The 23,911-nt window shown below is 65.3% G+C and carries 30 protein-coding genes; 20 read left to right on the top strand and 10 right to left on the bottom strand.

What is annotated here, in order from left to right:
• Window positions 1-139: 139 nt before the first annotated feature.
• Entirely contained in the window at window positions 140-490 is a 351-nt protein-coding gene (locus ACIPG5_RS03065; protein WP_176511932.1) for a response regulator, read from the top strand.
• Window positions 491-588: 98 nt separating this feature from the next.
• Here the strand turns inward: ACIPG5_RS03065 and cobF are convergent, their stop codons facing one another.
• On the bottom strand, window positions 589-1,338 hold the full coding sequence (cobF, locus tag ACIPG5_RS03060; RefSeq protein WP_401373258.1) for a precorrin-6A synthase (deacetylating): 750 nt from the start codon (window positions 1,336-1,338) through the stop codon (window positions 589-591).
• Between the two features lie 65 nt (window positions 1,339-1,403).
• Window positions 1,404-2,693 carry an OprD family porin gene (locus tag ACIPG5_RS03055; RefSeq protein WP_401373256.1) on the bottom strand — a complete coding sequence of 430 codons (1,290 nt, stop codon included), beginning with the start codon at window positions 2,691-2,693 and terminating at the stop codon, window positions 1,404-1,406.
• A 359-nt stretch (window positions 2,694-3,052) separates the two neighbouring features.
• Here ACIPG5_RS03055 and ACIPG5_RS03050 point away from each other — a divergent pair, with 359 nt between their 5' ends.
• From ACIPG5_RS03050 to ACIPG5_RS03040, 3 genes are all read left to right on the top strand, one after another.
• The gene (locus tag ACIPG5_RS03050; RefSeq protein WP_176511929.1) at window positions 3,053-3,412 is read left to right on the top strand and encodes a histone-like nucleoid-structuring protein, MvaT/MvaU family; all 360 of its coding nucleotides are present in this window, start codon (window positions 3,053-3,055) and stop codon (window positions 3,410-3,412) included.
• A 224-nt stretch (window positions 3,413-3,636) separates the two neighbouring features.
• A complete protein-coding gene (gene gloA / locus ACIPG5_RS03045; protein ID WP_176511928.1) occupies window positions 3,637-4,164 on the top strand; it encodes a lactoylglutathione lyase in 528 nt (175 codons plus the stop codon).
• Window positions 4,165-4,259: 95 nt separating this feature from the next.
• A complete protein-coding gene (locus ACIPG5_RS03040) occupies window positions 4,260-4,502 on the top strand; it encodes a hypothetical protein (RefSeq protein ID WP_176511927.1) in 243 nt (80 codons plus the stop codon).
• A gap of 88 nt (window positions 4,503-4,590) precedes the next feature.
• Here the strand turns inward: ACIPG5_RS03040 and ACIPG5_RS03035 are convergent, their stop codons facing one another.
• Complete coding sequence (locus ACIPG5_RS03035; protein WP_401373253.1) at window positions 4,591-5,412, bottom strand: shikimate 5-dehydrogenase; 822 nt, start codon at window positions 5,410-5,412, stop codon at window positions 4,591-4,593.
• 160 nt (window positions 5,413-5,572) lie between these two features.
• Here ACIPG5_RS03035 and ACIPG5_RS03030 point away from each other — a divergent pair, with 160 nt between their 5' ends.
• The 3 genes from ACIPG5_RS03030 (at window position 5,573) to pbpG (ending at window position 7,358) form a co-directional block, all read left to right on the top strand.
• Complete coding sequence (locus tag ACIPG5_RS03030) at window positions 5,573-5,911, top strand: hypothetical protein (RefSeq protein WP_401373251.1); 339 nt, start codon at window positions 5,573-5,575, stop codon at window positions 5,909-5,911.
• A gap of 95 nt (window positions 5,912-6,006) precedes the next feature.
• Complete coding sequence (locus ACIPG5_RS03025; protein WP_176511924.1) at window positions 6,007-6,189, top strand: hypothetical protein; 183 nt, start codon at window positions 6,007-6,009, stop codon at window positions 6,187-6,189.
• A gap of 242 nt (window positions 6,190-6,431) precedes the next feature.
• Window positions 6,432-7,358 (top strand): D-alanyl-D-alanine endopeptidase, encoded by a 927-nt coding sequence (gene pbpG, locus ACIPG5_RS03020; protein ID WP_176511923.1) that lies wholly within the window; start codon window positions 6,432-6,434, stop codon window positions 7,356-7,358.
• A gap of 177 nt (window positions 7,359-7,535) precedes the next feature.
• Here the strand turns inward: pbpG and ACIPG5_RS03015 are convergent, their stop codons facing one another.
• The gene (locus tag ACIPG5_RS03015) at window positions 7,536-7,961 is read right to left on the bottom strand and encodes a hypothetical protein (RefSeq protein WP_176511922.1); all 426 of its coding nucleotides are present in this window, start codon (window positions 7,959-7,961) and stop codon (window positions 7,536-7,538) included.
• A gap of 198 nt (window positions 7,962-8,159) precedes the next feature.
• Between ACIPG5_RS03015 and ACIPG5_RS03010 the strand changes: the two genes are divergently transcribed.
• The 9 genes from ACIPG5_RS03010 to ACIPG5_RS02970 all read left to right on the top strand — a co-directional run bounded on the left by ACIPG5_RS03010 (window position 8,160) and on the right by ACIPG5_RS02970 (window position 15,720).
• Window positions 8,160-9,494, top strand: a complete 1,335-nt coding sequence (locus ACIPG5_RS03010) for a lysine N(6)-hydroxylase/L-ornithine N(5)-oxygenase family protein (protein ID WP_176511921.1) — start codon at window positions 8,160-8,162, stop codon at window positions 9,492-9,494.
• Window positions 9,495-9,664: 170 nt separating this feature from the next.
• Complete coding sequence (locus ACIPG5_RS03005) at window positions 9,665-10,858, top strand: PepSY domain-containing protein (RefSeq protein ID WP_176511920.1); 1,194 nt, start codon at window positions 9,665-9,667, stop codon at window positions 10,856-10,858.
• Complete coding sequence (locus ACIPG5_RS03000; protein WP_176511919.1) at window positions 10,855-11,394, top strand: thiamine pyrophosphate-binding protein; 540 nt, start codon at window positions 10,855-10,857, stop codon at window positions 11,392-11,394. The genes ACIPG5_RS03005 and ACIPG5_RS03000 overlap by 4 nt, the downstream gene beginning before the upstream one ends.
• Window positions 11,391-11,711, top strand: a complete 321-nt coding sequence (locus ACIPG5_RS02995; protein ID WP_401373247.1) for a hypothetical protein — start codon at window positions 11,391-11,393, stop codon at window positions 11,709-11,711. Before ACIPG5_RS03000 ends, ACIPG5_RS02995 begins: the two co-directional genes overlap by 4 nt.
• Window positions 11,708-12,292 carry a DUF6162 family protein gene (locus ACIPG5_RS02990; RefSeq protein ID WP_401373245.1) on the top strand — a complete coding sequence of 195 codons (585 nt, stop codon included), beginning with the start codon at window positions 11,708-11,710 and terminating at the stop codon, window positions 12,290-12,292. Before ACIPG5_RS02995 ends, ACIPG5_RS02990 begins: the two co-directional genes overlap by 4 nt.
• A 17-nt stretch (window positions 12,293-12,309) precedes the next feature.
• Window positions 12,310-13,212 (top strand): metal ABC transporter substrate-binding protein, encoded by a 903-nt coding sequence (locus tag ACIPG5_RS02985; protein WP_176511916.1) that lies wholly within the window; start codon window positions 12,310-12,312, stop codon window positions 13,210-13,212.
• Window positions 13,209-13,955 carry a metal ABC transporter ATP-binding protein gene (locus ACIPG5_RS02980; protein WP_401373243.1) on the top strand — a complete coding sequence of 249 codons (747 nt, stop codon included), beginning with the start codon at window positions 13,209-13,211 and terminating at the stop codon, window positions 13,953-13,955. Before ACIPG5_RS02985 ends, ACIPG5_RS02980 begins: the two co-directional genes overlap by 4 nt.
• Window positions 13,955-14,854 (top strand): metal ABC transporter permease, encoded by a 900-nt coding sequence (locus ACIPG5_RS02975; protein WP_176511914.1) that lies wholly within the window; start codon window positions 13,955-13,957, stop codon window positions 14,852-14,854. Before ACIPG5_RS02980 ends, ACIPG5_RS02975 begins: the two co-directional genes overlap by 1 nt.
• The gene (locus ACIPG5_RS02970) at window positions 14,851-15,720 is read left to right on the top strand and encodes a metal ABC transporter solute-binding protein, Zn/Mn family (RefSeq protein WP_401373241.1); all 870 of its coding nucleotides are present in this window, start codon (window positions 14,851-14,853) and stop codon (window positions 15,718-15,720) included. The genes ACIPG5_RS02975 and ACIPG5_RS02970 overlap by 4 nt, the downstream gene beginning before the upstream one ends.
• Before the next feature lie 56 nt (window positions 15,721-15,776).
• On the opposite strand, the gene ACIPG5_RS02965 is transcribed toward ACIPG5_RS02970, so the two are convergent.
• The 6 genes from ACIPG5_RS02965 to ACIPG5_RS02940 all read right to left on the bottom strand — a co-directional run bounded on the left by ACIPG5_RS02965 (window position 15,777) and on the right by ACIPG5_RS02940 (window position 19,589).
• Window positions 15,777-16,829 carry a DUF1615 domain-containing protein gene (locus tag ACIPG5_RS02965; RefSeq protein WP_401373239.1) on the bottom strand — a complete coding sequence of 351 codons (1,053 nt, stop codon included), beginning with the start codon at window positions 16,827-16,829 and terminating at the stop codon, window positions 15,777-15,779.
• A gap of 26 nt (window positions 16,830-16,855) precedes the next feature.
• Window positions 16,856-17,407 (bottom strand): hydrolase, encoded by a 552-nt coding sequence (locus ACIPG5_RS02960; RefSeq protein ID WP_401373237.1) that lies wholly within the window; start codon window positions 17,405-17,407, stop codon window positions 16,856-16,858.
• 57 nt (window positions 17,408-17,464) lie between these two features.
• Window positions 17,465-18,184, bottom strand: coding sequence for a thioesterase II family protein (locus ACIPG5_RS02955; protein WP_176511910.1), 720 nt, complete (start codon window positions 18,182-18,184; stop codon window positions 17,465-17,467).
• Window positions 18,181-18,402 carry an MbtH family protein gene (locus tag ACIPG5_RS02950; protein WP_003256222.1) on the bottom strand — a complete coding sequence of 74 codons (222 nt, stop codon included), beginning with the start codon at window positions 18,400-18,402 and terminating at the stop codon, window positions 18,181-18,183. The genes ACIPG5_RS02955 and ACIPG5_RS02950 overlap by 4 nt, the downstream gene beginning before the upstream one ends.
• Before the next feature lie 419 nt (window positions 18,403-18,821).
• Window positions 18,822-19,223: a hypothetical protein gene (locus tag ACIPG5_RS02945; RefSeq protein WP_176514492.1), complete on the bottom strand. Its 402-nt coding sequence runs from the start codon at window positions 19,221-19,223 to the stop codon at window positions 18,822-18,824.
• A gap of 72 nt (window positions 19,224-19,295) precedes the next feature.
• The gene (locus ACIPG5_RS02940) at window positions 19,296-19,589 is read right to left on the bottom strand and encodes a DUF1330 domain-containing protein (RefSeq protein ID WP_176514490.1); all 294 of its coding nucleotides are present in this window, start codon (window positions 19,587-19,589) and stop codon (window positions 19,296-19,298) included.
• A gap of 79 nt (window positions 19,590-19,668) precedes the next feature.
• Between ACIPG5_RS02940 and ribBA the strand changes: the two genes are divergently transcribed.
• The 4 genes from ribBA to ACIPG5_RS02920 all read left to right on the top strand — a co-directional run bounded on the left by ribBA (window position 19,669) and on the right by ACIPG5_RS02920 (window position 23,895).
• Window positions 19,669-20,790 carry a bifunctional 3,4-dihydroxy-2-butanone-4-phosphate synthase/GTP cyclohydrolase II gene (gene ribBA, locus ACIPG5_RS02935; protein WP_176514488.1) on the top strand — a complete coding sequence of 374 codons (1,122 nt, stop codon included), beginning with the start codon at window positions 19,669-19,671 and terminating at the stop codon, window positions 20,788-20,790.
• 349 nt (window positions 20,791-21,139) lie between these two features.
• Complete coding sequence (locus ACIPG5_RS02930; RefSeq protein ID WP_176514486.1) at window positions 21,140-22,165, top strand: polyamine ABC transporter substrate-binding protein; 1,026 nt, start codon at window positions 21,140-21,142, stop codon at window positions 22,163-22,165.
• The gene (locus ACIPG5_RS02925) at window positions 22,162-23,079 is read left to right on the top strand and encodes an ABC transporter permease (RefSeq protein WP_176514484.1); all 918 of its coding nucleotides are present in this window, start codon (window positions 22,162-22,164) and stop codon (window positions 23,077-23,079) included. Before ACIPG5_RS02930 ends, ACIPG5_RS02925 begins: the two co-directional genes overlap by 4 nt.
• 6 nt (window positions 23,080-23,085) lie before the next feature.
• Window positions 23,086-23,895 (top strand): ABC transporter permease, encoded by an 810-nt coding sequence (locus ACIPG5_RS02920; protein ID WP_236235367.1) that lies wholly within the window; start codon window positions 23,086-23,088, stop codon window positions 23,893-23,895.
• Window positions 23,896-23,911: the final 16 nt, after the last annotated feature.

Raw genomic sequence — 23,911 nt, 5'->3', positions numbered from 1 at the left:
CGGCAGGGCATTTAGCCAGTATTTGAAGGTTGCTTGCACGAATCGTTCCCTTCAATTGTGATGGTCGGTATGCTCGGGAACTTCTGTCACCGCATTGCGAACAGAATAGAGACATGCCTTTTTCTACAGGATACAAACCATGCACCTTCTGGTAGTCGAAGACGACGACATCGTTCGCATGCTGATGGTCGAAGTGCTCGACGAATTGGGCTACAAGGCCATCGAAGCGGAAAACGCCACGAGTGCCCTGCGCATTCTCGAAGACCCCAACCAGCCCCTGGCCCTGCTGATGACCGACGTGGGCCTGCCGGACATGCGCGGCGAAGAGCTGGCGGCCAAGGCCCGGGCGCTGCGCCCGGTGCTGCCGGTGCTGTTCGCCAGCGGCTATGCCGAGAGCTTGAACGTGCCCGAAGGGATGCACATGATCGGCAAACCGTTCAGCATCGAGCAGTTGCGTGAAAAAGTGGTGGGGATTCTCGGTACGCCCTGAATTCGCCTGTGGCCCTATCGCCGGCAAGCCGGCTCCCACAAAAGCTTGCGTTGTACCCTGTGGGAGCCGGCTTGCCGGCGATAGGGCCGGTACATTCCCTACAGCTCCCGGCGCAGCAGGTAGGTATCCATGATCCACCCCTTGCGCGCCCTCAGCTCTTCGCGCACCTGCACAATCTGCGCCTTTACCGCCTGCAGCGGCCCGGCAATCAGCACTTCGTCCGCCGTGCCCAGGCAAGCCCCCCAGTAAATCACCAAACCCGGGTCGTCGAGCTCGGCGAATGCCGCCTGCCCATCGAGCATCACCACCACATTGTCGATCACACCCTGCTCGCCCAGGCGCCGCCCAGGCAGCACGGTCAGCGGCTCGCCGATGCGGTTGAGGGGGACCTGGTGCCGCGCCGCCAGCGCCTGCACGCTGCTGATACCCGGTATCACCTGCAGACGCAGGGCAACGCCGCGCTCGCGGACCAGGTCGAGAATGCGCAAGGTGCTGTCATACAGGCCCGGTTCGCCCCACAGCAAAAAGGCGCCGATATCCTCGGCGCCCAGTTCTTCATCGATCAGCTGGGCGTACAGGGCGGCGCGCTGGCGATGCCAGTCCTGCACGGCCTGCAGGTAATCCGCCGCCTCGGCATCGCGCTGCGGGTCGGCCACCTGCACCAGGCGATAGCCGCCCTCGGCGCAGTAGCGCTCGAGGATGGCCTTGCGCAGGCGTACCAGCTCGTCCTTGGCATTGCCCTTGTCGAGCACGAAGAACACCGTGGCGCGGCGCAGCGCGTCCACGGCCTCGAACGTCACCTGGCGCGGGTCACCCGGCCCGATGCCGATCAGCAGCAGCTGTTTCATTGCCTTACCCTGCAAGGGAACCAGCGGCCATTGTCGGCCGCCCGCTCGGGTTTGGCAAAACGCGCTTAGAAGATCGAGAAGTTGTAGCTGACGATGACCCGCGTTTCGTCCATGTCCCGCGCCCACTTCTCGTAGTTGCTGCGGTAGGTGGAGTTACGCAGGCGCACGCTGACATCCTTGAAGGTGCCGCTCTGTACCTGATACTTGAACTCGGTGTCGCGTTCCCATTCCTTGCCTTCGTCGTTGCTGCCCGGGACCTTGATATGGTCGCCGTTGATGTAGCGGGTGAAGAAGGTCAGGCCAGGCACGCCGAGGGCCTTGAAGTCGTAGTCGTAGCGCAGCTGCCAGGAGCGTTCCTGGGCGGCGGCGAAGTCGTTGACCTGGGCGTAGTTGACCAGGTACGGGTTGGTGCCATCCAGATACGGCATGGCGCTTTCGCCGTACATGCGCTGCCAGCCGGCGCTGATCTTGTGGCCGCTCAGGCTGTAGCCGAGCATGCCGCTGAAGGCGCGGTGGTCGATCTCGCCGGCACGGGCGTTGCCGATGTCGTCGCTCTTGATCAGGCGCAGGTCGGCCGACAGGCTGCCCACCGCAAGCGGCTGGCTGGCGACGAAGCCGAGGAAGTGCTGGCGGTAGATGTTCTCGAGCTTGGACACCTGGTACTGGGCACTGAAGCGGTCATTGAAGCGGTAGTCCAGGCCGGCCAGGTCGAAGTGGTCCGCTTCGATGTCGCAGGCATAGCGCTTGTTCTTGCAATGCACGCGAATGTCCTGGCGGTCGGTGGAGTCACGCGCCGTGTACTGGTTCAGCCGGGCCAGGGTGAACTTCAGGTCCTTGACTTCTTCGGAGGTGAGCATGGCGCCATGGAACATGGTCGGCAGCAGGCGGCCATCGTTGTATTTCAACAGTGGAACATCCGGCATCATCGAGCCGTACTTGAACACGGTATTGGAAACCTTGGCCTTGGCCGCCAGGCCCATCTTCGCGTACTGGTCTTCGGAGTGCCGCGGGTCATGCCCGGAAGACGGCAACAAGCCGCTGTTACTGTCGGCGGGGCTGGAGTCGAGTTTGAAACCCAACATGCCCAGTGCATCGACACCAAATCCGACCGGCCCTTGGGTATAACCCGACTGGACATTCAGAATGAAACCTTGCGCCGCTTCTTCGCGCTTGGACGCGCCTTGGCTGGAACTGCTGTGGCCGTCACGAAAATCCCGGTTGAAATAGACCGTGCGCGCTTCGACCTTGGCAGTACTGTCTTCAAGGAAACCGGCGGCCTGGGCCTGGGCACCGGCACACAACAGCAACAGGCCGGCAACACGGCGCCCGGGGGCGAGAGGAAAAGGGGCAAACATGCGAGGGAACATCCAGAACAAAAGGCAGAAAAACAAATCCGATGCACACTCAAGGGGCACGGATGCGAGATGGCCGAACAGTCGCCGGCCATCATCTGAAATGATCGCGCAGATGCTCTACGGCGGGCCATTGGACCATGGTCTAGTGCCCCGCCCGCAGGGCCGCAAAAAACCGCGAATTTACCGCTCGAAAAACTAGCAAAGTTCCCAAGTTACTTGAAAAAGTTTGCGGTTTACCGGCCTGCCACAAGTGTCTACACTCGATACCAGCGAACAGTATGACCCACCCGCGTGGCCGGCGTTATTTGTCTTCAATGTTCGTCACGCCCTGCCACGGTAGACGTACAGGAGTGATTACAGTGTCCAGACTTGCAGAGTTTCGTGCTGCCGAAAAAGCGCTCCAGGAACAAATGGCGCAACTGGAGGCGCTGAAAAAGGATGCCGGCCTCAAACGCGAAATCGAATTCGAGCAGAAACTAGTCGGCCTGATGAAAAGCTATGACAAAAGTCTGCGCGATATCATCGCCATCCTGGATCCGAAAGCCGCGACCCGCAGCACGGCCAGTGCGCCAAAACAGACACGCAGGCCCCGCGTGGTGAAAGTGTACGAAAACCCCCATACGGGCGAACTGATCGAGACCAAAGGCGGCAACCACCGCGGCCTGAAGGCCTGGAAGGAACAGTACGGTGCGGCGAAGGTGGAAAGCTGGGTACGCTGATGAAACGTCAACACCTGCTTCACACTTTTTTCACAAGCACTGCAGCAGTATCGAAACAGCTAAAGGACTAGCGACCCCATCACGCGCCCGCACATGCGGGCCTCTAATTCCAGCGCCCTGCCCTCGTGCAGGGCGCTTTCATTTGCGCAATCGCTTCACTGCCGTATCATGGCCCACCTGTCTGTTCCGCTGGCCGCGCGGCCAGCCCCGTCTCTGGAGTACCCATGAGCCTGCACGATCTGCACACCCTGCCGGGCGTTACCGCCCAACCTGACGCCGCCACCGCCCAGTTCGTCTTCAACCACACCATGCTGCGGGTCAAGGACATCGAGAAATCGCTGGACTTCTACACCCGCGTGCTGGGTTTCCGCCTGGTCGACAAGCGCGACTTCCCGGAAGCGGCCTTCAGCCTGTACTTCCTGGCCCTGGTCGACCCGGCACAGATCCCTGCCGACGACGCCGCCCGCCATCAGTGGATGAAATCCATCCCCGGCGTACTGGAGCTGACCCACAACCACGGCACCGAAAACGACGCCGAGTTCGCCTACCACAACGGCAACACCGACCCGCGCGGTTTCGGCCACATCTGCATCTCGGTGCCGGACGTGCGTGAAGCCTGCGCCCGCTTCGAGGCGCTCAACGTGCCGTTCCAGAAGCGCCTGGCCGATGGCCGCATGAACCACCTGGCCTTCGTCAAGGACCCGGACGGCTACTGGGTCGAAGTGATCCAGCCAACCGAGCTCAAGGGCTGACGCCTACCCGCTCGCGCTCGTCGGGCCGGGAACTTGCGGCCCTTCGCTGTGGTATATGAAGGTAAGCGCTTCATAGCCACAGCGAGGTAAGGACGATGCAATCCCTGCACTGTGAATACCGCGACCACACCATCACCGCCGCCGTGATGCCCCACCCCGATTCTCCCCTGCCCTATGCCGCCGGCTGCCTGATCACCGACCCTGAAGGGCACACCAGCAGGCGCATTTCGATACCGATGAAGTTCTTCTCCGACCTCGAGAATGCCCAGCATGTGTCGCTGGCCCATGGCCGAGCGTTGGTGGATGAGCAGTTGGACAAGGGGCACAAAGCCTTCTGATCCGCTTTGAGGGCCCCATCGCCGGCAAGCCGGCTCCCACAGGTATTGTGGGAGCCGGCTTGCCGGCGATGGGGCCCTCAAAAGCAACCTACCCCACCCGCGCGAACGCCACCGCTGCCTCGACCTGCTGCGCCGTCGGCCGCACCCCGGTGTACAGCACGAACTGCTCCAGCGCCTGCAAGGCAATCACCTCAAGCCCGGTGATCACCGGCTTGCCCAACGCCTGTGCACGCCGAATCAGCGGCGTCTGCGCCGGCATCGCCACCACATCGAACACGCGCTCGGCAGCGGCAATGGCCTGCTCGCTGAATGCCAGGTGTTCAGCTTCCTGGCCACCCGCCATGCCAATCGGCGTCACGTTCACCAGCATCGGCGGGCACAGGTCACCCAGCTCGGCCACCCAGCGATAGCCGCAGACATCGGCCAACTGCCGCCCAGCCTGCTCGTTGCGCGCCACGATCACACCTTCCTCGAACCCCGCATCGCGCAAGGCACTGGCCACCGCCTTGGCCATCCCGCCACTGCCACGCAGGGCAAACGCGGTGGCCGGGTCGACCTGGTGCTGCTCGAGCAAGTGCCGCACCGCCAGGTAGTCGGTGTTGTAGGCCTTGAGATGGCCATCGGTGTTGACCAGCGTGTTGACCGACTCGATCGCCGCCGCAGAGGGGTCGATTTCATCGACCAATGCCATGCAGGCCTCCTTGTACGGCATCGACACCCCGCAGCCCCGGATGCCCAGCGCACGGATGCCGGCCACGGCAGCCGGGAGGTCGTCGGTGGTCATGGCCTTGTAGTAATAGTCCAAGCCCAGCTGCTCATAGAGGTGGTTATGAAAGCGCACGCCAAAGGTGCCTGGCCGGCCGGCCAGGGAGATGCACAGCACCGTGTCTCTGCTGGGAGTTGTCACCATAACCTGCTCCTTTCTCATGACTGAAACGTTTGTTCAGCGTAACAGAGGCAACCGCTGGTCGCCCCTTACACAACCTTTACCGTTCCCCTGTGCTCAGCTGACAGAGCCCAGAGTCATAGTAATAGGGCCCCAAGCGTGGGGTTTCTTGCGAGGACGTCTCATGAACCGCCTTATCCCCGGAATCGCCCTGCTGGTCGGTGCCCTGGCCATCAGCGGGCAAGCCAACGCCCACGGTGGCGGTGGTGGCTGGTATGGCCCGGGCCCGCTGCTCGGCGCCGCGGTGGTCGGGGCCGTGGTCGGGGCGACGGTCAGCGCCGGCCACGACCGCACCGTGTATGTGCAGCAGCAACCGGCCTACTACGGGCCGCCCCCGGTGTACGTGCAGGCGCCACCGCCGCCGCCGGTGTACTACCAGCCCTACTACGTGCCGGTGCCGCCGCCCCCGGTCTACCGCGCCTACTACCCGCCGCGGGTGTATTACGGCCCGCCGCGCTGGTGACCGTAGAAAATACTGATGAGCACTATTGAACAAGTTGATTTCAAACCGGTAAGGCTGCTGCGTAAGGTAGGGCCATGTTTCACAGGAGGTCCCCCATGGCCACTATTCAGATCATGTCCGTCATCGGCAGTGCCGTCCCCACCACACTGCGTGAGCAGGGGCTGCTGGCATGCTGGTACCTGGTGCGCAACGGCGAAGCCGTAAGCGGCCCGCTGGCTACCCGCGCCTCGGCCCAGGCCCTGGCTGAACAACTGCAGGCCGGTAGCCTGCTCGCTTGACCGAATTTGTTGTGCGTTGCTCCCTACGCCCTTTGCGACCCGCCCTATGGCGGGTCTTTTTTTGCCTGCACGAACCGACGAACGGCGGCGGGATAACCGTTACAGCATGAAGCTTTTTTCATTTCCAAGGGCTGGCTCAACGAGCAATCGACAGGCGTTCAGCCATACTCCAGAATGCGAGCGTTTTTTGGGGGAAAACCCTTGCACAGCCAACGACATACCAACCTTTAGTGAGCCTCAACGTGAAAACATCCCTGTCCATCCTCAGCCTGTTGCTGTTGCTCACAGGTACCGCGACCCTTCCGTCGACCGCTGCTGCACAACCCCCAGCACAGGTTCAGCGCGACCCCAGCAAGCTGCACCTGGCTTCCGGCAGTGCCTTGCTGATCGACCTGAACACCAACCAGGAACTGTATTCCAGCCACGCCGACCGCGTGGTGCCGATTGCCTCGGTGACCAAGCTGATGACGGCGATGGTGGTGCTGGACGCCAAGCTGCCCATGGATGAGATGCTCACCATGACCATCGCCAACAACCCGGACATGAAAGGCGTGTATTCGCGGGTGCGCCTGGGCAGCGAGCTGAACCGCCGCGAAACCTTGCTGATTACCCTGATGTCGTCGGAAAACCGCGCCGCCACCACCCTGGCCAACCACTACCCAGGCGGCTACCCGGCCTTTATCAAGGCGATGAACGCCAAGGCCCGCAGCCTGGGCATGAGCCACACCCGCTACATCGAGCCCACCGGCCTGTCGACGCAGAACGTGTCCACCGCCCGTGACCTCGGCAAGCTGCTGATGGCTTCGCGCAAGTACCCGATGCTGAGCGAGCTGTCGACCACCCGCGAAAAGACCGTGGCGTTCCGCAAACCCAACTACACGCTGGGTTTCCGCAATACCGACCACCTGGTGAACAAGAGCAACTGGGACATCAAGCTGACCAAGACCGGCTTCACCAATGAAGCGGGCCACTGCCTGGTGCTGCTGACGCGCATGGACAACCGCCCGGTGGCGATGGTGATCCTCGACGCCTTCGGCAAGTACACCCACTTCGCCGACGCCAGCCGCATGCGCCAGTGGCTGGAGACTGGCGCGACCAAGCCTGCGCCGGCGGTGGCGATGCAGTACAAGTCGGACCGCCAGAACAAGGGCCGCCTGGCCACGGAGTAAGACCCGGTCGCCTGTAGGAGCGGCCTTGTGTCGCGAAAGGGCTGCGAAGCGGCCCCAGCAATCTCAGGGCCCCAGCAATCTCAGGGCCACTGAAATCTTGGGGCCACTGAAATCCTGGGGCCGCTCCGCGACCCTTTCGCGACACAAGGCCGCTCCTACAAACGGTCAAGCAAGGCCTCAGGCCTGGGTGCTGACCATCCCACCGGCACTGCTGCCGCCGGTCTTCTGCAAGGCTTCGAGCAACTGCGCAGTAGCCTGCATGATCTCGCCATTGAGCGTGGCAATGCTCGCCTGCTTGCCCGTTACCGCCGCCATCTTGGATGTTTCATCCATTTTCCGCGCCATCAGGTCGGCCAGCTGCTTCTGCTCCTCGACCAACTGCTGCTGCAGCCGCTTGATCATTTCGCGCAACTGCTTGATGTGCGCCGGCTCGCTGCTTTCTTCGCTGCCCTGGGCGCCCTGCGCCTGGCCACTGCCGCGCAGTTTCGAAGTGTCCGCCTGAACGGCCGTGCCCTGGCTTTCTTCGGCCTTGTCCGCTTCGCTGGCCACCGCTGCCGTGGCGGCGGGTGCGTTGCTGATGGTTACCGCTGCGATACCTACCATGTGTTTGTCCCTGCGTTGAAATGGTCCTTGCATCGACCTCCCTATCGGCCGCCACGCGCAGACCTTTAGCGCCAGCGGCCAGGCGGTACCTGGCCCGCCAGTAAATTCCCCACCCCCTGGCTCGTTTCAACCCATGTACCTACGCAGGAGCCGGAGCCCCGGCGGGCGTCCACATTCGACCATTATGGAATCGCAGCCATGAGCCAGTCTTCGCACCCGGAAACCATCAAAGACCTGATCGGCGTGGGCTTCGGCCCTTCCAACCTGGCCTTGGCCATCGCCCTGGAAGAACTCGCCCAGAGCCAGGGCCACGCCCTCGACGCGCTGTTCATCGACAAGCAGCAGGAATACCGCTGGCACGGCGAAACCCTGGCCACCCAGAGCGAGCTGCAGATCTCCTTCCTCAAGGACCTGGTGTCGCTGCGCAACCCCACCAGCCCCTACAGCTTCGTCAACTACCTGCACCAGAAGCAGCGCCTGGCCGACTTCATCAACCTCGGCACCTTCTACCCCTGCCGCCTGGAGTACAACGACTACCTGCGCTGGGCCGCCGAGCACTTCGCCACCCAGGCGGTGTATGGCGAGCAGGTGCTGCGCATCGAGCCGGAAGTGAAAGCCGGCCGCATCGAGCACCTGCGCCTGGTGTCGCGCGATGGCCAGGGCCGCGAATACAGCCGGCGCACCCGTTCGGTGGTGGTCGGCACCGGCGGCACGCCAAAGATTCCGGAGAAATTCGGCGCGTTCAAGGACGACCCGCGGGTGTTCCACCACTCCCAGTACCTGAGCAGCCTGAACAAGCTGCCCTGCACCCAGGGCAAGCCGATGCGCATCGCGGTGATCGGCTCAGGCCAGAGCGCCGCCGAGGCGTTCATCGACCTCAACGACAGCTACCCGTCGGTGAAGGTCGACATGGTGCTGCGCGGCTCGGCGCTCAAGCCGGCCGATGACAGCCCGTTCGTCAACGAGATCTTCTCGCCGGACTACACCGACCTGGTCTACAACGAGCCGGCCGACCAGCGCGCCAAGCTGCTGGGCGAGTACCACAACACCAACTATTCGGTGGTCGACCTGGACCTGATCGAGCGCATCTACGGCATCCTCTACCGCCAGAAGGTCGCCCACCAGTTCCGCCACAACGTGCTCTGCCGCCGCCAGGTGGAGGCCGTGGTGGCAACCCGCGAGGGCATCGAGCTGACCCTGCGCGACTTGGCCACCGGCCAGCAGCAGACCCACCGCTACGACGCCGTGATTCTCGCCACCGGCTACGAGCGCCGCTCGCACCGCGACCTGCTGGCACCGCTGCAAGGCTACCTGGAAGACTTCAGCGTCGATCGCAACTACCGCGTGCTCGCCAGCCCCGAGCTGCAGGCCTCGGTGTACCTGCAAGGTTTCTGCGAAAGCAGCCATGGCCTGAGCGACACCCTGCTGTCGGTGCTGCCATCGCGCGCCGCCGAGATCGGTCAGGCGCTCTACCACGACCTGGCCCGCCAGCACGGCGCCGTGCAAGCCCCGGTCGCCCTGACCAGCGCCTGAGTTTTATGGCAAACAATGGCCGGCAAGGTGCCCTGCACCCTGCCGGCTTTTTTGCGCCTGAAACATTTGCTTGCACTTGAATTGTCGGGTTTTTGATTCTCATTCGTCCTTTAGATATGCAGCCCCAGTGGTTGGGCCTGTGCTCGACCCTTATTTTCAGAAGACGACCGATGGCCAAAACCCCGAAAAAATCCAAGTCCAGGCTGTGGTTCCTGGTGCACAGCTGGCTCGCCCTGCCGATCTGGTTCTTCGTGCTGATCGTCTGCTTCACCGGCATGCTCGCGGTGGTCAGCCAGGAGATCGTCTGGCTGGCCAACCCCGATGTGCGGGCCAGCAAGCCAGACGACAGCGCCGAACGCCTGAGCTTCCAGCAGGTGCTCGACGCCTTGCACAAGGCCGAGCCCGACATGGCGGTGCGCTCGCTGCGCCAGCCCGACGGCTCGCACTTCGCCATCACCGCCGGCGTGACCTACCCCGACGGCAGCAGCCCCACGCTCTATGTGAACCCCTACAGCGGGGCGATCCAGGGCAAGGTCCCGGACTTCAACTTCGAGGCCTTCACCCGCGCCCTGCACGGCTGGTGGCTGGTGCCGTTCACCAACGGCTTCAGCTGGGGCTGGTACCTGGTGTCGATGCTCGGGCTGCCGATGCTGGCGTCGCTGGTAACGGGGCTGGTGGTGTACAAGAAGTTCTGGAAGGGCTTCTTCAAGCCGGTACGCACCGGGCACGGTTCGCGCATCTTCTGGGGTGACCTGCATCGCCTGGCCGGGGTCTGGTCGATCTGGTTCATCGCGGTCATCTCCATCACCGGCACCTGGTTCCTGATCCAGGCCATCCTCTTCGACAACCAGATTTCCATCTCCAGCGAGCCGGTGGCCCCGGTCATCGCCCGCGAAGAGGTGCCGCAAACGGCCGATGGCAGCCCGGCGCCACGCATCGACGTGGATGAAGCGGCGCGCCTGGCCGGGCTGGCGGTGCCGGGGCTGGACATCAACGCCGTGGTGCTGCCGGCCACCGCCTACAGCCATATCACCCTCAGCGGGCCGGGTTGGTATCCGCTGATGTTCCAGAGCGCCAACGTCAACCCCTATACCCGCAACGTCGACAGCCAGTTCGTGATCAGCGACCGCAGCGCCCTGGAGTTCGTCACCGAATCGATGCGCCCGCTGCACACCGGCGACTTCGGCGGCCTGCCGATCAAGCTGATCTGGTTCTTCTTCGGCCTGGTGCTGACCCTGATGGTGTTCAGTGGCCTGCTGATCTGGACCAAGCGCACCGCCCAGGCCACCGCCGCCGCCCTCAAGCGCAGCGAACGCGCACCGCGCCAGGCGCGCCGTGAAACCACCGTGGAGATCCGCCCATGAGCCAGGCCCAGCCCCTGCCCGCCAGCCCGCTCAAGCAGTGGTGGCTGAAGTGGCGCTTTCACCTCAATATCCTGCTGATCCTCATCCCGCTGGGCTTCATGCCCAAGTACTTTGCCGATGCCGCGCTGTTTCGCGGCGACGCCGGCCTGGGCGTGAACCCGGTCAACGACATCCAGGTCGGCCCGTACCGCCTGGACCTTGCCGAGCTGCGCAACGAAGCCCCCCGCGCCGACGGCCCGGCAGGCCACTTCAAGGCCTTCAACGCCGCCCTGTGCAAGGCCTGCGTCGGCGAGGTCAAGGCCGTCTACCTGCGCATCGGCAAGCCACGCAGCCTGCGCGCCGCCGGCACCATCTTCTTCGGCGCGCCGTATCGCATGGGCACCAACCTGCCGATTCCACCGCGCACCCGGCCCGACGCCGAGGTGTGGATCACCGTCGAAGGCTGGGACGGCAGCCTGCACCAGGCGTCGGTCCCGCTGGCCAAGGCATCCCCCGCCACCGTGGCCTGGCTCGAACAACAAGGAGGCAAGAAATGAAATACCTGCTGCGCACCCTCGCCCTGCCCCTGCTGGCCCTGGCCGCAGGCCCGGCGCTGGCCCACAACCCGATGTGCGAATGCCAGGAGGTCGCTGGCGGCCAGGTCAGGTGCACCGGCGGCTTCTCCGATGGCAGCGGCGCGCCGGGGGTGACCCTGGATGTGATCGGCTACGACGAGCAAGTGCTGGTCGGCGGCAAGCTGGGCGAAGACTCGAGCTTGACCTTCAAGCGCCCGGACGGCGAATTCTACGTGCTGTTCGACGCCGGCCCCGGGCACGTGGTGGAAGTCGACTACGCCGACATCGCCCAACCATGAGTGCCCAGGCCCCCAGCCGTACCCAGGTGGTACGCCCCGCCGGTGCCGGGCACGAAACCCTCTATGTGCTGCTGGTCAGCCTGCTGATCCTCGCCCTCGCCGCCTCGGTGGTGCTGCTGCGTGGCGAGCGCGACGACCAGCAGCCTATCGCCAGCCACCAGATCGACGCCCGCCGCGACCTCAGCGCCGCCGAACAGGGCATCTACACCGACCTGCGGGTGGCGTTCGACGAGATCCAGCTGATGCGTGACGAAGCCGCCGCCGTGCCCAGCGTGACCATGCTGGCCGAGGAAGGCCTGCCGCCGTTCGTGGTGGACGCCGGCAGCCAGAGCCGCGGCGCCCACCAATGGGCCTGGTTGCCGCTTGGCGCCTACCTCGGCCGCAGCCAGGCGCCGCAGGTGGCCGGCAGTTTCCTGTTGATCCTGCCGGGCGACGGCAGCGCCGAGGCCGATGTGTGGCTGCGCCGCGACAGCGCCGCCATGGCCCCGGACGACCTTGGCCAGGCCGCGCTGATCGCCGCCGGCTGGCAACAGGTGGTCAGCCATTACGACGCCGGGGTCACCCGCCAACACCGTCATTGAACCCAAGGATTCCCGCCATGTTCCGCTCCGCCCTCGCCCTGCTGCTGGCCTGCGCCTTCCCCGTGCTGGCCCTGGCCGATACCGGCAAACCCCTGCGCATCGGCATCACCCTGCACCCTTACTACAGCTACGTGAGCAATATCGTCGGCGACAAGGCCGAGGTGGTGCCGCTGATTCCCGCAGGCTTCAACCCACATGCCTACGAGCCCCGCGCCGAAGACATCAAGCGCATCGGCACCCTGGATGTGGTGGTGCTCAACGGCGTCGGCCATGACGACTTCGCCGACCGCATGATCGCCGCCAGCGAAAAGCCCGGCGTCGCCACCATCGAGGCCAACCAGAACGTGCCGCTGCTGGCGGCCACCGGCATCGCCGCGCGCGGCGCCGGCAAGGTGGTCAACCCGCACACCTTCCTGTCGATCAGCACCACCATTGCCCAGGTCAACAACATCGCCCGCGAGCTGGGCAAGCTCGACCCGGCCAACGCCAAGTTCTATACGCAGAACGCCCGGGCCTACGCCAAGCGCCTGCGCACCCTGCGCGCCGAGGCCCTGGCCAAGGTCACCGAAGCCCCGGATGCGACCTTCCGCGTGGCCACCATCCACGCCGCCTACGACTACCTGGTGCGCGACTTCGGCCTGGAGGTGACCGCCGTGGTCGAGCCCGCCCACGGCATCGAGCCGAGCCCGGCGCAGTTGAAGAAAACCATCGACCAGCTCAAGGCGCTGGACGTGAAGGTGATCTTCTCGGAGATGGATTTTCCCTCGGCCTATGTCGAAACCATCCAGCGTGAATCCGGCGTGCGCCTGTACCCGCTGACGCACATTTCCTACGGCGAATACACCAAGGACAAGTACGAAGTGGAGATGAAGCGCAACCTCGACACCGTGGTCCGCGCCATCCAGGAGAACCGCGCATGACCGCCGCCGCCCACCTCGCCGTGCCCGGCGGCCCGCGCATCGAGTTTGCCGGCATCGAGCTGACCCTGGGCCGCACGCGCATCCTCGAACAGGTGAGTTTCAGCGTCGCGCCCGGCAGCGTGCACGCCATCGTCGGGCCCAATGGCGGCGGCAAGAGCTCCTTGATCAAGACCCTGCTCGGGCAGATGCCGCACCAGGGCCAACTGACCCTGCACTGGCCCGCCGACCAGCAAATAATCGGCTACGTGCCCCAGGCGCTGGAGTTCGACCGCGGCCTGCCGATGACCGTGGACGATTTCATGGCCGCCATGTGCCAGCGCCGCCCGGCCTTCCTCGGCCTGTCGCGCCGGGTTGCACCTGCGATCGACGCGGCGCTGGCGCGGGTGGGCATGCTCGACAAGCGCAAGCGGCGCATGGGTGCGCTGTCCGGCGGCGAACGCCAGCGCGTGCTGCTGGCCCAGGGCCTGATTCCCGAGCCGCAACTGCTGGTGCTGGACGAGCCGATGTCGGCGCTCGACGAAGCCGGCATCCAGGTGTTCGAGCAACTGCTGCTCAGCTGGCGCCAGGCCGGCACCACCGTGCTGTGGATCGAGCACGACCTGCAAGCGGTGATGCGCCTGGCCGACCGGGTCACCGGGCTGAGCCGCCAGGTGCTGTTCGATGCCCCGCCTGCCCAGGCCCTCACCCCCGAGCGCCTGCTCGGCCTGTTCTCCGTCCACCCGCGCAGCGAGAGCCTCGCCTGATGAGCTATGAAGCATTCCGCCAACTGGTCCAGGAATGGGCCAATGCTGGCTACCTGCCGGAGGCACTGGCCTACGGTTTCGTGATCAACGCGCTTTTGGCCGGGCTGATGATCGGCCCGGTACTGGGCGGCCTGGGCACCCTGGTGGTGGTCAAGCGCTTTGCCTTCTTCTCCGAAGCCGTCGGCCATGCCGCGCTCACCGGCGTTGCCATCGGCATCCTGCTCGGCGAGCCCTACACCGGCCCCTACGGCAGCCTGTTCGGCTACTGCCTGCTGTTCGGCATCGTGCTCAACTTCCTGCGCAACCGCACCGGGCTGTCGCCGGACACGCTGATCGGGGTGTTTCTGTCGGTGTCGCTGGCGCTGGGCGCGAGCCTGCTGCTGATGCTGGCCGGCAAGATCAACGTGCACATCCTGGAGAACGTGTTGTTCGGCTCGGTGCTGACCGTCAGCGGCCAGGACCTGGTGGTGCTGGGCATCGTCGCGGTGCTGGTGCTGGCGTTGGCGCTGCCCTTGTACAACCGCATCATGCTGGCCAGCTTCAACCCGCAGCTGGCGGCCGTGCGCGGGGTGGCGGTGAAAACCCTGGACTACCTGTTCGTGGTGCTGGTGACGCTGGTGACCGTGGCCTCGGTGAAGGTGATCGGCGCCATCCTGGTGGGGGCCTTGCTGGTGATCCCGGCGGCCGCCGCACGCCTGGTCAGCCAGTCGCTCAAGGGCTTTTTCTTCATCGCGGTGCTGATCGCCACGCTGAGTACCTTGCTCGGCATCCTCTTGCCGATCATGTTCGACCTGCCGGTACCTTCCGGCGCCGCGATCATCCTGGTGGCGGGCATCTGCTTCGCCCTCGCCGCCCTGGCCCGCGCCCTCGTTCCACGCCTGCAAGGAAACCCGGCATGAACCTGAAACAACTGACCTTGGCCCTGGCCCTGGCCGGCGCGCCCACGCTGGCCAGCGCCACGCAAGTGCTGGCCTCCCTGCCCGTCACCCACAGCCTGGCCAGCGCCTTGCTCGCCGGCACCTCGGTGCAACTCACCCGCGCCGCCCCGGCCAACCTGCCGGCCAGCCGCCAGCCGGCCTACTTCAGCAGCCGCGGCGGGGCCAGCCTGGCCAAGGCCGCGCAGCAGGCCGATGCGGTGATCGGCGTGCGTTCGATCTGGCGTGATGACCCGCTGTACCCGCTGGCCCGGCGCAGCAACATCCGCATCGTCGAGATCGATGCCGCGCGCCCGGTGGACGGCGTGCTGCCGGGCATCGCGGTGGTCGGCGACGATGCCTACGCGGCCTACCCGTGGCTCAGCCCGACCAATCTGGGGCGCATGGCCGATGTGCTGGCCAATGACCTGGAGCGCCTGGCGCCGGCCGAGCAGGCGCGGATCAAGGCCAACCTGGCGGGGGTGAAGCACCAGCTGCTGGCGTTGACCGCTGACAGCCAGACCCAGCTGGCACAGGCCGACAACCTGGCGGTGGTGAGCCTGTCCGAGCGCTTGGGGTATCTGGCCAGCGGGTTGAACCTGGATGTGGTGGAGCAGCCGCTGCCGGCGCAGGGCAAGTGGGACGCGGCGGCGCTCAAGGCGCTGGCTGACAACCTGAGGGATCAGGACGTGGCGCTGGTGCTGGACCATCGGCAGCCGGAGGCGGCGGTGGTTGAGGTGATCAAGGCCAGTGGGGCGAAGCTGCTGGTGGTGGAGAGTGACCCGGAAGATGCGGTGGCGGGGTTGAAGGCCAGTGTCGAGCAGGTGGTCGGGGCATTGCGCGAGGGGTGATGGTGCCCTCGCCGGCCCTATCGCCGGCAAGCCGGCGATGGGGCCGGTACAGACTGCTAGCGCTTCATGCACCGCTGATACCGCTCATCCACCCGCCCGGCAAACCACGCGGTGGTCAGCTTGCGGGTGATCTTCGGGCTCTGCAGCTCGATCCCCGGCAACACCGCCCGCGGCACCGGCTTGCCCGCCGCCGCATCGGCCAGGGCAAACACCCCGCTGTACAGCTTGCTGTCCTCGAACGCCAGGCGGTCACCCAGTTCAAGCTGGCTGCGAATCTGCGTATTGCGCAACCCCAGCTTCACCCCCAGCTTGCGCGCCGCCTGCTCGGTGGTACCCGGCATGATCGCCCCGGGCGCGATCAGGTCGCCATCCAGTGCCAGCCCTGCGCCAGTCACCTGGCTCAGCGCCGCCTGAAACGCCGCATTGCGGCTCGCGTACCAACCGGCATTGAAATCGGCGAAGCGATAAACCTGCCGCTCATAGTGCGCGGGGTAACCCAGCAAGTGGGCGATGCCGAAGTACATGCCCCCTCGGCGGGAGAACACCTCCTGGCGAATCGTGCCGCTGTAGGTGTAGGGGTAATCCTTGGCATGCTGTTCGGCGAACTCGACGCTGACCTGCATCGGCCCGCCCGTGTGCACCGGGTTGAGCCCGCCGAGCAAGGTCTTGCCCAGCGGCAAGCGGGCGATGAATTCGTCGTACAGCGCGCTCAGCTCTTTCTCGCTGCGCACGGCGAGCAGACGCTGTTGGTAGGTCTTGCCATTGCCCGATTGCGTGTTCAGCGCACCGTCCACCAGCAGGCGCGGCACATGCAGCTTGGCGGCGCGGCGGTCGATTTCCTCGCGGGCGATACGGCCCAGGTTAGGCACCTGCGGGTCGGCGTTGAAGGTCGACTCCTGCTCGGTCACCGCCAGCACCGCGCACAGGTTGCTCTTGCTCGGCGCCAGGCGCTGGGCTTCGAACGCCTGCTGGATGTCCCTGGCCCAGCCTTCGCGGTCCTTGGCCTGCGCCGGCAGCAGGCGCAGCAGCTGGGCACGCACCTTGGCGGGGTCGGCCTCAGGCTCCTCCTCACGCCGCCCGGCGCAACCTTGCAGCAGCGCCAGGGCCATCAGGCCCGCCGCGACTAGCCGGCCGTTCAGGGCTGCTCACCGACCATGTAGGCCTTGCTGATGTGGCGAAACTGCGGGTGGCTGGCGCTGCCCAGCAGCTCGAACAGCACCATCTCGCGGGTCACGACCTGTGCGCCCGCCTGGGCCATGCGCGCAAGGCCTGCGGCCTTGTTGGCCGGGGTGCGGCTGTCGCATGCGTCTTGCACCACGAACACCTGCTTGCCCAGGCCCAGCAGGCCGAGCACGGTCTGCAGCACGCAGACGTGGGTTTCCATGCCGCAGACGATCACCTGTTCGCGCGCCATCAAGCTGGCGGGCAGGCACTGGGCGGCCACGCAGGAAAAATGGGTTTTCTCGACCACCTCGGCGCCAGGCGCGACCGCCAGCAGTTCACCCAGGGTGTGGCCCAGGCCCTTGGGGTACTGTTCGGAAATCACGGTCGGCAGTTCCAGCTCGGCGCAGGCCGCCAGCAACCAGCGCGCGCGGGCACGGGTGCCCTCGGGGTCGCTCATGGCGCCGATGAGTTTTTCCTGGATGTCGACGACCAGCAGCGTGGCCTTGTGAGGATCGATCAGCATTGTCTGCCCCTTGCCTGGGAAAACGCCTAGCGTCCACCAGGCAAGCGGCGACGTCAATCAGGCGCTCATGCGATGGGGCTCGAGTGCTGCCACCAGCTCGCCCAGCACAGGGTCCTCGTGCTCATGGATGAAGAAGTGGCCGCCGGGGAACATGCGCAGCGAGAAATGGCCGTGGGTTTCCCTGCCCCACGCCAGCAGTTGCGCTTGGCTGGCGCGGTCGGCGTCACCCCCGAGCACGTGCAGCGGGCAGCCCAACGTGGGCCGCTGGCGATAGGCATAACGGCCACAGAGCAGAAAATCTGCGCGCAGGATGGGCAGGGTCAGGCTCATCAGCTCATCGTTGGCCAGCACTTCTTCCGGCGTGCCGTTGAGCGTGCGCAACTCGCTTTTCAGCGCCTCATCGCTCTTGGGCTCGCGCCAGTTCTCGCCATCGTAGCCCTCGCGCCGGGTGGGCGCCGCGGTGCCGCAGGCGAACAGCGCCAGCGGTGGTGGGCAACCCAGCGCCTTGAGCTCATGGGCCAGCTCGAAGGCCAGCAGCGCGCCCAGGCTATGGCCGAGCAGCGCATAGGGCGCGGCGGTGGCCAGGCGTTGTTCGCCGGCCAGTTGCCGGGCCAGGGCCTGCAGGTCGGTCTGCAACGGTTCGGCCATGCGCGCCCCGCGCCCGGGCAACTCGACCGGGCGCACCTGCAGCCAGGCCGGCAGCTTGCGCCGCCAGCGGCTGTAGACCATCGCGCTGGCGCCGGAATACGGCAGGCACAGCAGGTTGAGGGTGGTCACTGGGCGGCGGCTTCGGCCATTTTCTGGCGCAGGCTCAAGGGGCGCATGTCGGTCCACACTTCATCGATGTAGGCCAGGCAGTCCTTCTTCAGGCCACTCTTGCCCACGGCGCGCCAGCCGTTGGGGATGGCCTTGTAGTCGGGCCAGATGGAATATTGCTCTTCGTGGTTGACCACTACCTGGAACTGGATATCGTCGCGGTCGAAAACGGAAGTCATTGCCTGTCTCCTTGAGTGATAGGTGCCGGTACGCGCTTGGCGTGGGAGGGCTCTCAGGTAGACGTAGGGGGATTCGGAAAAATTAGGGGGGGCGGCGGGGGTTCGGCTTGGTTTTTGTAGGGGGGCAGAAATCGAGCGCCGCCCGCGCGGCGCATCGCGGATAAATCCGCTCCCACATTTGTTGCAACGTGCCATGGTCTGTGAGGCCATGGTTGTCCGCCTTTGGCGCCCGCCGAGAAATCAAGGTGAGCCTCGCGCCCACAAAAAAATCGCGTCGTGCCACCAAGGCTGGCAACCATGGCCTACCAGACAGAGGTACGTTGCAACAAATGTGGGAGCGGATTTATCCGCGATGCGCCGCGCGGGCGGCGCTCGATTTCTGCCCCACCACAAAAACCAAGCCGAGCCCCCACGTTCCCTCACGCATCGCGCAACAGATCATGCGCATCCAACAACCGGAACGCCACCTGCGGATTACGCTCCAACCCCCGCCGAATCGCCGCCGGAATCGCCTGGCGCGTCTTGCGGCAAAGCCCAGGCTGGGCATCGAGCTCGATGACGATCCCGCGCATGGTCCGCACCTCGTTGAACCCCGGTGCAATGCGCACGCGAATGCCCAGGTTGTCGAACATCCGCACCTGCAGGCGCTGCAGGTCTTCAAGGTCCTTCACATGCTCCAGCCGTTCGATCAGGCGCTTTTCTTCCTGCCGGGTGAGCAGCAGGATGCGCTGGGCCGCTGGCGGCTGCTCGGCCAGCTTTTCGCGGCCGCAGTCGCAGGCGCCAGGGGGGCAAGGTTGGCGGAAATTGGGCGGTGTGCTCATGGGGCAAGCATAGCCGCATCCACAGGTCTGTGGGAGCGGGCTTGCCCCGCGAAGAGGCCGGCATTGCTCAGCTCAAGGCTCGAACCCTTCCACGATGATCACCTGCGCCTTGGCCACGCCCTGCCGATGGCCACAAGCCTCCTGATACAACGCAGACCGATAGCACGCCACCGCCTGCTCATACGAATCAAATTCGATCACCACGCTACGCTGCGGCGTCGGCCGCCCTTCCATCGCCTCGCTGCGCCCGCCCCTGGCCAGAAAGCGCCCGCCAAACGCCGCGAACGCCGCCGGCGCGCGCTGGGTGTACTGCTGGTACTGCTCAGGGTCGGTCACATCCACATGGGCGATCCAATAGGCTTTCATCCGCTGCTCTCCTGTTGCAAAACTATTTGTGTATGATGGTATACCATAAAAACCACCCCATCACCGTGAGCGTGCAGCAATGGCATTCAACCGCATCGAAGAACTCCTCGAGGACTACCGGCAAGGCAAGATGGTGCTGCTGGTGGACGACGAAGACCGCGAAAACGAAGGCGACCTGCTGATCGCCGCCGAGCGCTGTGACGCCCAGGCCATCAACTTCATGGCCCGCGAAGCGCGCGGCCTGATCTGCCTGACGCTGACCGACGAGCACTGCCAGCGCCTGGGCCTGGAGCAGATGGTGCCGGCCAACGGCAGCGTGTTCAGCACCGCGTTCACGGTATCCATCGAGGCCGCCACGGGCGTGACCACCGGCATTTCCGCCGCCGACCGGGCGCGCACCGTGGCCGCGGCGATGGCCGCCGATGCCCGCCCCGAAGACCTGGTGCAGCCGGGCCACATCTTCCCCCTGCGCGCCCGTGAAGGCGGCGTGCTGACCCGCGCCGGGCACACCGAGGCCGGTTGCGACCTGGCCCGGCTGGCCGGCTTCAGCCCAGCGTCGGTGATCGTCGAGGTGCTCAACGACGACGGCACCATGGCCCGCCGCCCGGACCTCGAAGTGTTCGCCGCCCGGCATGGCATCAAGATCGGCACCATCGCCGACCTCATCCACTACCGCCTGAGCACCGAGCAGACCATCAAGCGCATCGGCGAGCGCGAGCTGCCGACGGTGCATGGCACCTTCCGTCTGGTCACCTACGAGGACCGCATCGAAGGCGGTGTGCACATGGCCATGGTGATGGGCGATATCCGCCGCGAGCAGCCGACGCTGGTGCGGGTGCACGTGATCGACCCACTGCGCGATCTGGTCGGCGCCGAGTACGCGGGGCCGGCCAACTGGACGCTGTGGGCGGCGCTGCAGAAAGTGGCCGAGGAAGGTGCCGGGGTGGTGGTGATCCTGGCCAACCACGAGTCTTCCCAGGCGTTGCTGGAGCGCGTGCCGCAGCTGACCCAGCCGCTGCGGCCTTACCAGCGCGGGCAGTCGAAGGTGTATTCGGAGGTCGGCACCGGGGCGCAGATTCTGCAGGATCTGGGCGTGGGCAAGCTGCGCCACCTGGGGCCGCCGCTCAAGTATGCGGGGCTGGCGGGGTATGAGCTGGAAGTGGTGCAGAGCATACCGTTCGAGCCGGGGATGGTTGGCTGAGGCACAGAAGGCTGTGCTGTTCCTACCCTGTGGGAGCCGGCTTGCCGGCGATAGGGCCCGAGCAAGCAATGCACATTTGCCTGCCCTGGCCTCATCGCCGGCAAGCCGGCTCCCACAGGAATTGCGCAATGTGAGGCAGCAAAACCACGGAGTGATGGCCGGTAGCCTCCCCCTCTTGCCAAAAGTTTGGAATACCATAATATGATATCCCGTAGACCTTGAATTAACAGGCCGCCGCCTAAACTGAAAAAACGGCCACCCCACACATTGTCGAAGCTGCTCCCCGAATACTGTTGGCGGGCGCACCACCAGCCCCGCCTCGAATAACAAAAGCAACGAGGGCGTAACCATGCTGTTGAGCAAACGTGTAACCGCAGTGCTGTCTGCCAGCCTGTTGACCCTGGCCTGCCAGGCCGTGCAGGCCGCTGACAGCCTCAACTTCGTCAGCTGGGGCGGGACCACCCAGGACGCCCAGAAAGAAGCCTGGGCCGTGCCCTTCAGCAAGGCCACCGACATCAAGGTGGTGCAGGACGGCCCGACCGACTACGGCAAGCTCAAGGCCATGGTCGAAAGCGGCAACGTGCAGTGGGACGTGGTGGACGTGGAGGCCGACTTTGCCCTGCGCGCCGCCAGCGAAGGCCTGCTCGAACCCCTCGACTTCAACACCATCCAGCGCGACAAGATCGACCCCCGCTTCGTCTCCGACCATGGCGTCGGTTCGTTCTTCTTCTCCTTCGTGCTCGGCTACAACGAAGGCAAGCTCGGCGCCAACAAGCCGGTGGACTGGACCGCGCTGTTCGACACCAAGACCTACCCCGGCAAGCGCGCGCTGTACAAGTGGCCAAGCCCCGGCGTGCTCGAACTGGCCCTGCTGGCCGACGGCGTAGCCCCCGACAAGCTCTACCCGCTGGACCTGGACCGCGCCTTCAAGAAGCTCGACACCATCAAGAAAGACATCGTCTGGTGGGGCGGTGGCGCCCAGTCCCAGCAACTGCTGGCCTCCGGTGAAGCCTCGCTCGGCCAGTTCTGGAACGGCCGCGTCTACGCCCTGCAGCAAGACGGCGCGCCGGTGGGCGTGAGCTGGAAGCAGAACCTGGTCATGGCCGACTTCCTGGTCATCCCCAAAGGCGCCAAGAACAAGGACGCGGCCATGAAGTTTCTGGCCAACGCCAGCAGCGCCGATGGCCAGGCCGCGTTCGCCAACAAGACCGCCTACGCCCCGGTAAACGTCGACAGCGTGGCCAAGCTGGACAAGGACCTGGCCCCCAACCTGCCGACCGCCTATGCCCAGGACCAGGTGACCCTGGACTTCGCCTACTGGGCGAAGAACGGCCAGGCCATCGCCGCACGCTGGAATGAGTGGCTGGTGAAATGAAAGTCGCCATCAACGCCCTGCACAACGCCCAAGGTGCCCCCACGGGCGCCGGCGCACCGGGCGCGGCCAGCCGCCGCGAACCCATGAGCCGGCGCTGGAAAGGCAGCCGCAACCTGCTGCCGGCCTTGCTGTTCCTGGGCCTGTTCTTCTTCGCGCCATTGATCGGCCTGCTGCTGCGCGGCGTGCTGGAGCCGGTGCCGGGGCTGGGCAACTACGAGCAGCTGTTCGCCAACTCGGCCTATGCGCGGGTGCTGTTCAACACCTTCTCGGTGGCCGGCGTGGTCACCGTGATCAGCGTGCTGCTGGGCTTTCCGCTGGCCTGGGCGATCACCCTGGTGCCCAACGGCTGGGGCCGCTGGCTGCTGAACATCGTGCTGCTGTCGATGTGGACCAGCCTGCTGGCGCGCACCTACTCCTGGCTCGTGCTGCTGCAAAGCTCGGGGGTGATCAACAAGGTGCTGATGGCCCTGGGCATCATCGATGCGCCGCTGGAGATGGTGCACAACCTCACGGGCGTGGTGATCGGCATGAGCTACATCATGATCCCGTTCATCGTGCTACCGCTGCAGGCGACCATGCATGCCATCGACCCAATGGTGCTGCAGGCAGGCTCGATCTGCGGTGCCAGCCCCTGGACCAACTTCTGGAAGGTGTTCCTGCCGCTGTGCCGCTCGGGGCTGTTCTCCGGGGCGTTGATGGTGTTCGTGATGTCGCTCGGTTACTACGTGACCCCGGCGCTGCTGGGCGGCGCGCAGAACATGATGCTGCCCGAATTCATCATCCAGCAGGTGCAGTCGTTCCTCAACTGGGGCCTGGCCAGCGCCGCCGCCGCACTGCTGGTACTCATCACCCTGGTGCTCTTCTACCTGTACCTGAAGCTGCAGCCGGAATCCCCGGTCGGCAACGCGAGGTAAACCGCCATGCTGCTTTCACCCAATGCCATGGGCCGCCCGCTGCGCACCGGCCTGTACCTGACCACCGGGGTCATCGCCGCCTTCCTGCTGCTGCCGGTGGTGTTCATCGTGCTGCTGTCGTTCGGCTCGTCGCAATGGCTGGTGTTCCCGCCGCCCGGCTGGACCTTCAAGTGGTACGCCCAGTTCTTCGCCAACCCTGAGTGGATGGACGCTGCCCTGGCCAGCCTGAAGGTGGCCGTGCTGACCACCGTGTGCGCCGTGCTGCTGGGCCTGCCCACCGCGTTCGCCCTGGTGCGTGGCCGCTTCCCCGGCCGCGAGATGCTCTACGGGCTGTTCACCATGCCGATGATCGTGCCGCTGGTGATCATCGCGGTGGCGGTGTACGCGCTGTTTCTCAAGCTCGGCTACACCGGCACGCTGTTCGCCTTCGTGGTCAGCCACGTGATCGTCGCCCTGCCCTTCACCATCATTTCGATCATCAACTCGCTGAAGCTGTTCGACCAGTCGATCGAGGACGCCGCGGTGATCTGCGGCGCCTCGCGCCTGCAGGCGATCTTCAAGGTGACCTTCCCGGCGATTCGCCCAGGGATGATCGCCGGCGGCCTGTTCGCCTTCCTGGTCTCCTGGGACGAGGTGGTGCTCAGCGTGATGATGGCCAGCCCCGACCTGCAGACCCTGCCGGTCAAGATGTGGACCACCCTGCGCCAGGACCTGAGCCCGGTGATCGCCGTCGCCTCGACGCTGCTGATCGGCCTGTCCTTGCTGGTGATGGTCATTGCCGCCGCCTTGCGCCGGCGTAGCGAAGTCAACGCCTGAGTGCCCGGAGACAACA

Source organism: Pseudomonas sp. NPDC087029, assembly GCF_044745345.1.
In the GTDB taxonomy this organism is placed as follows: domain Bacteria; phylum Pseudomonadota; class Gammaproteobacteria; order Pseudomonadales; family Pseudomonadaceae; genus Aquipseudomonas; species Aquipseudomonas faucium.
The sequence above is the reverse complement of the archived record's forward strand: the minus strand, read 5'-3'. Positions and strand labels throughout refer to the sequence as shown.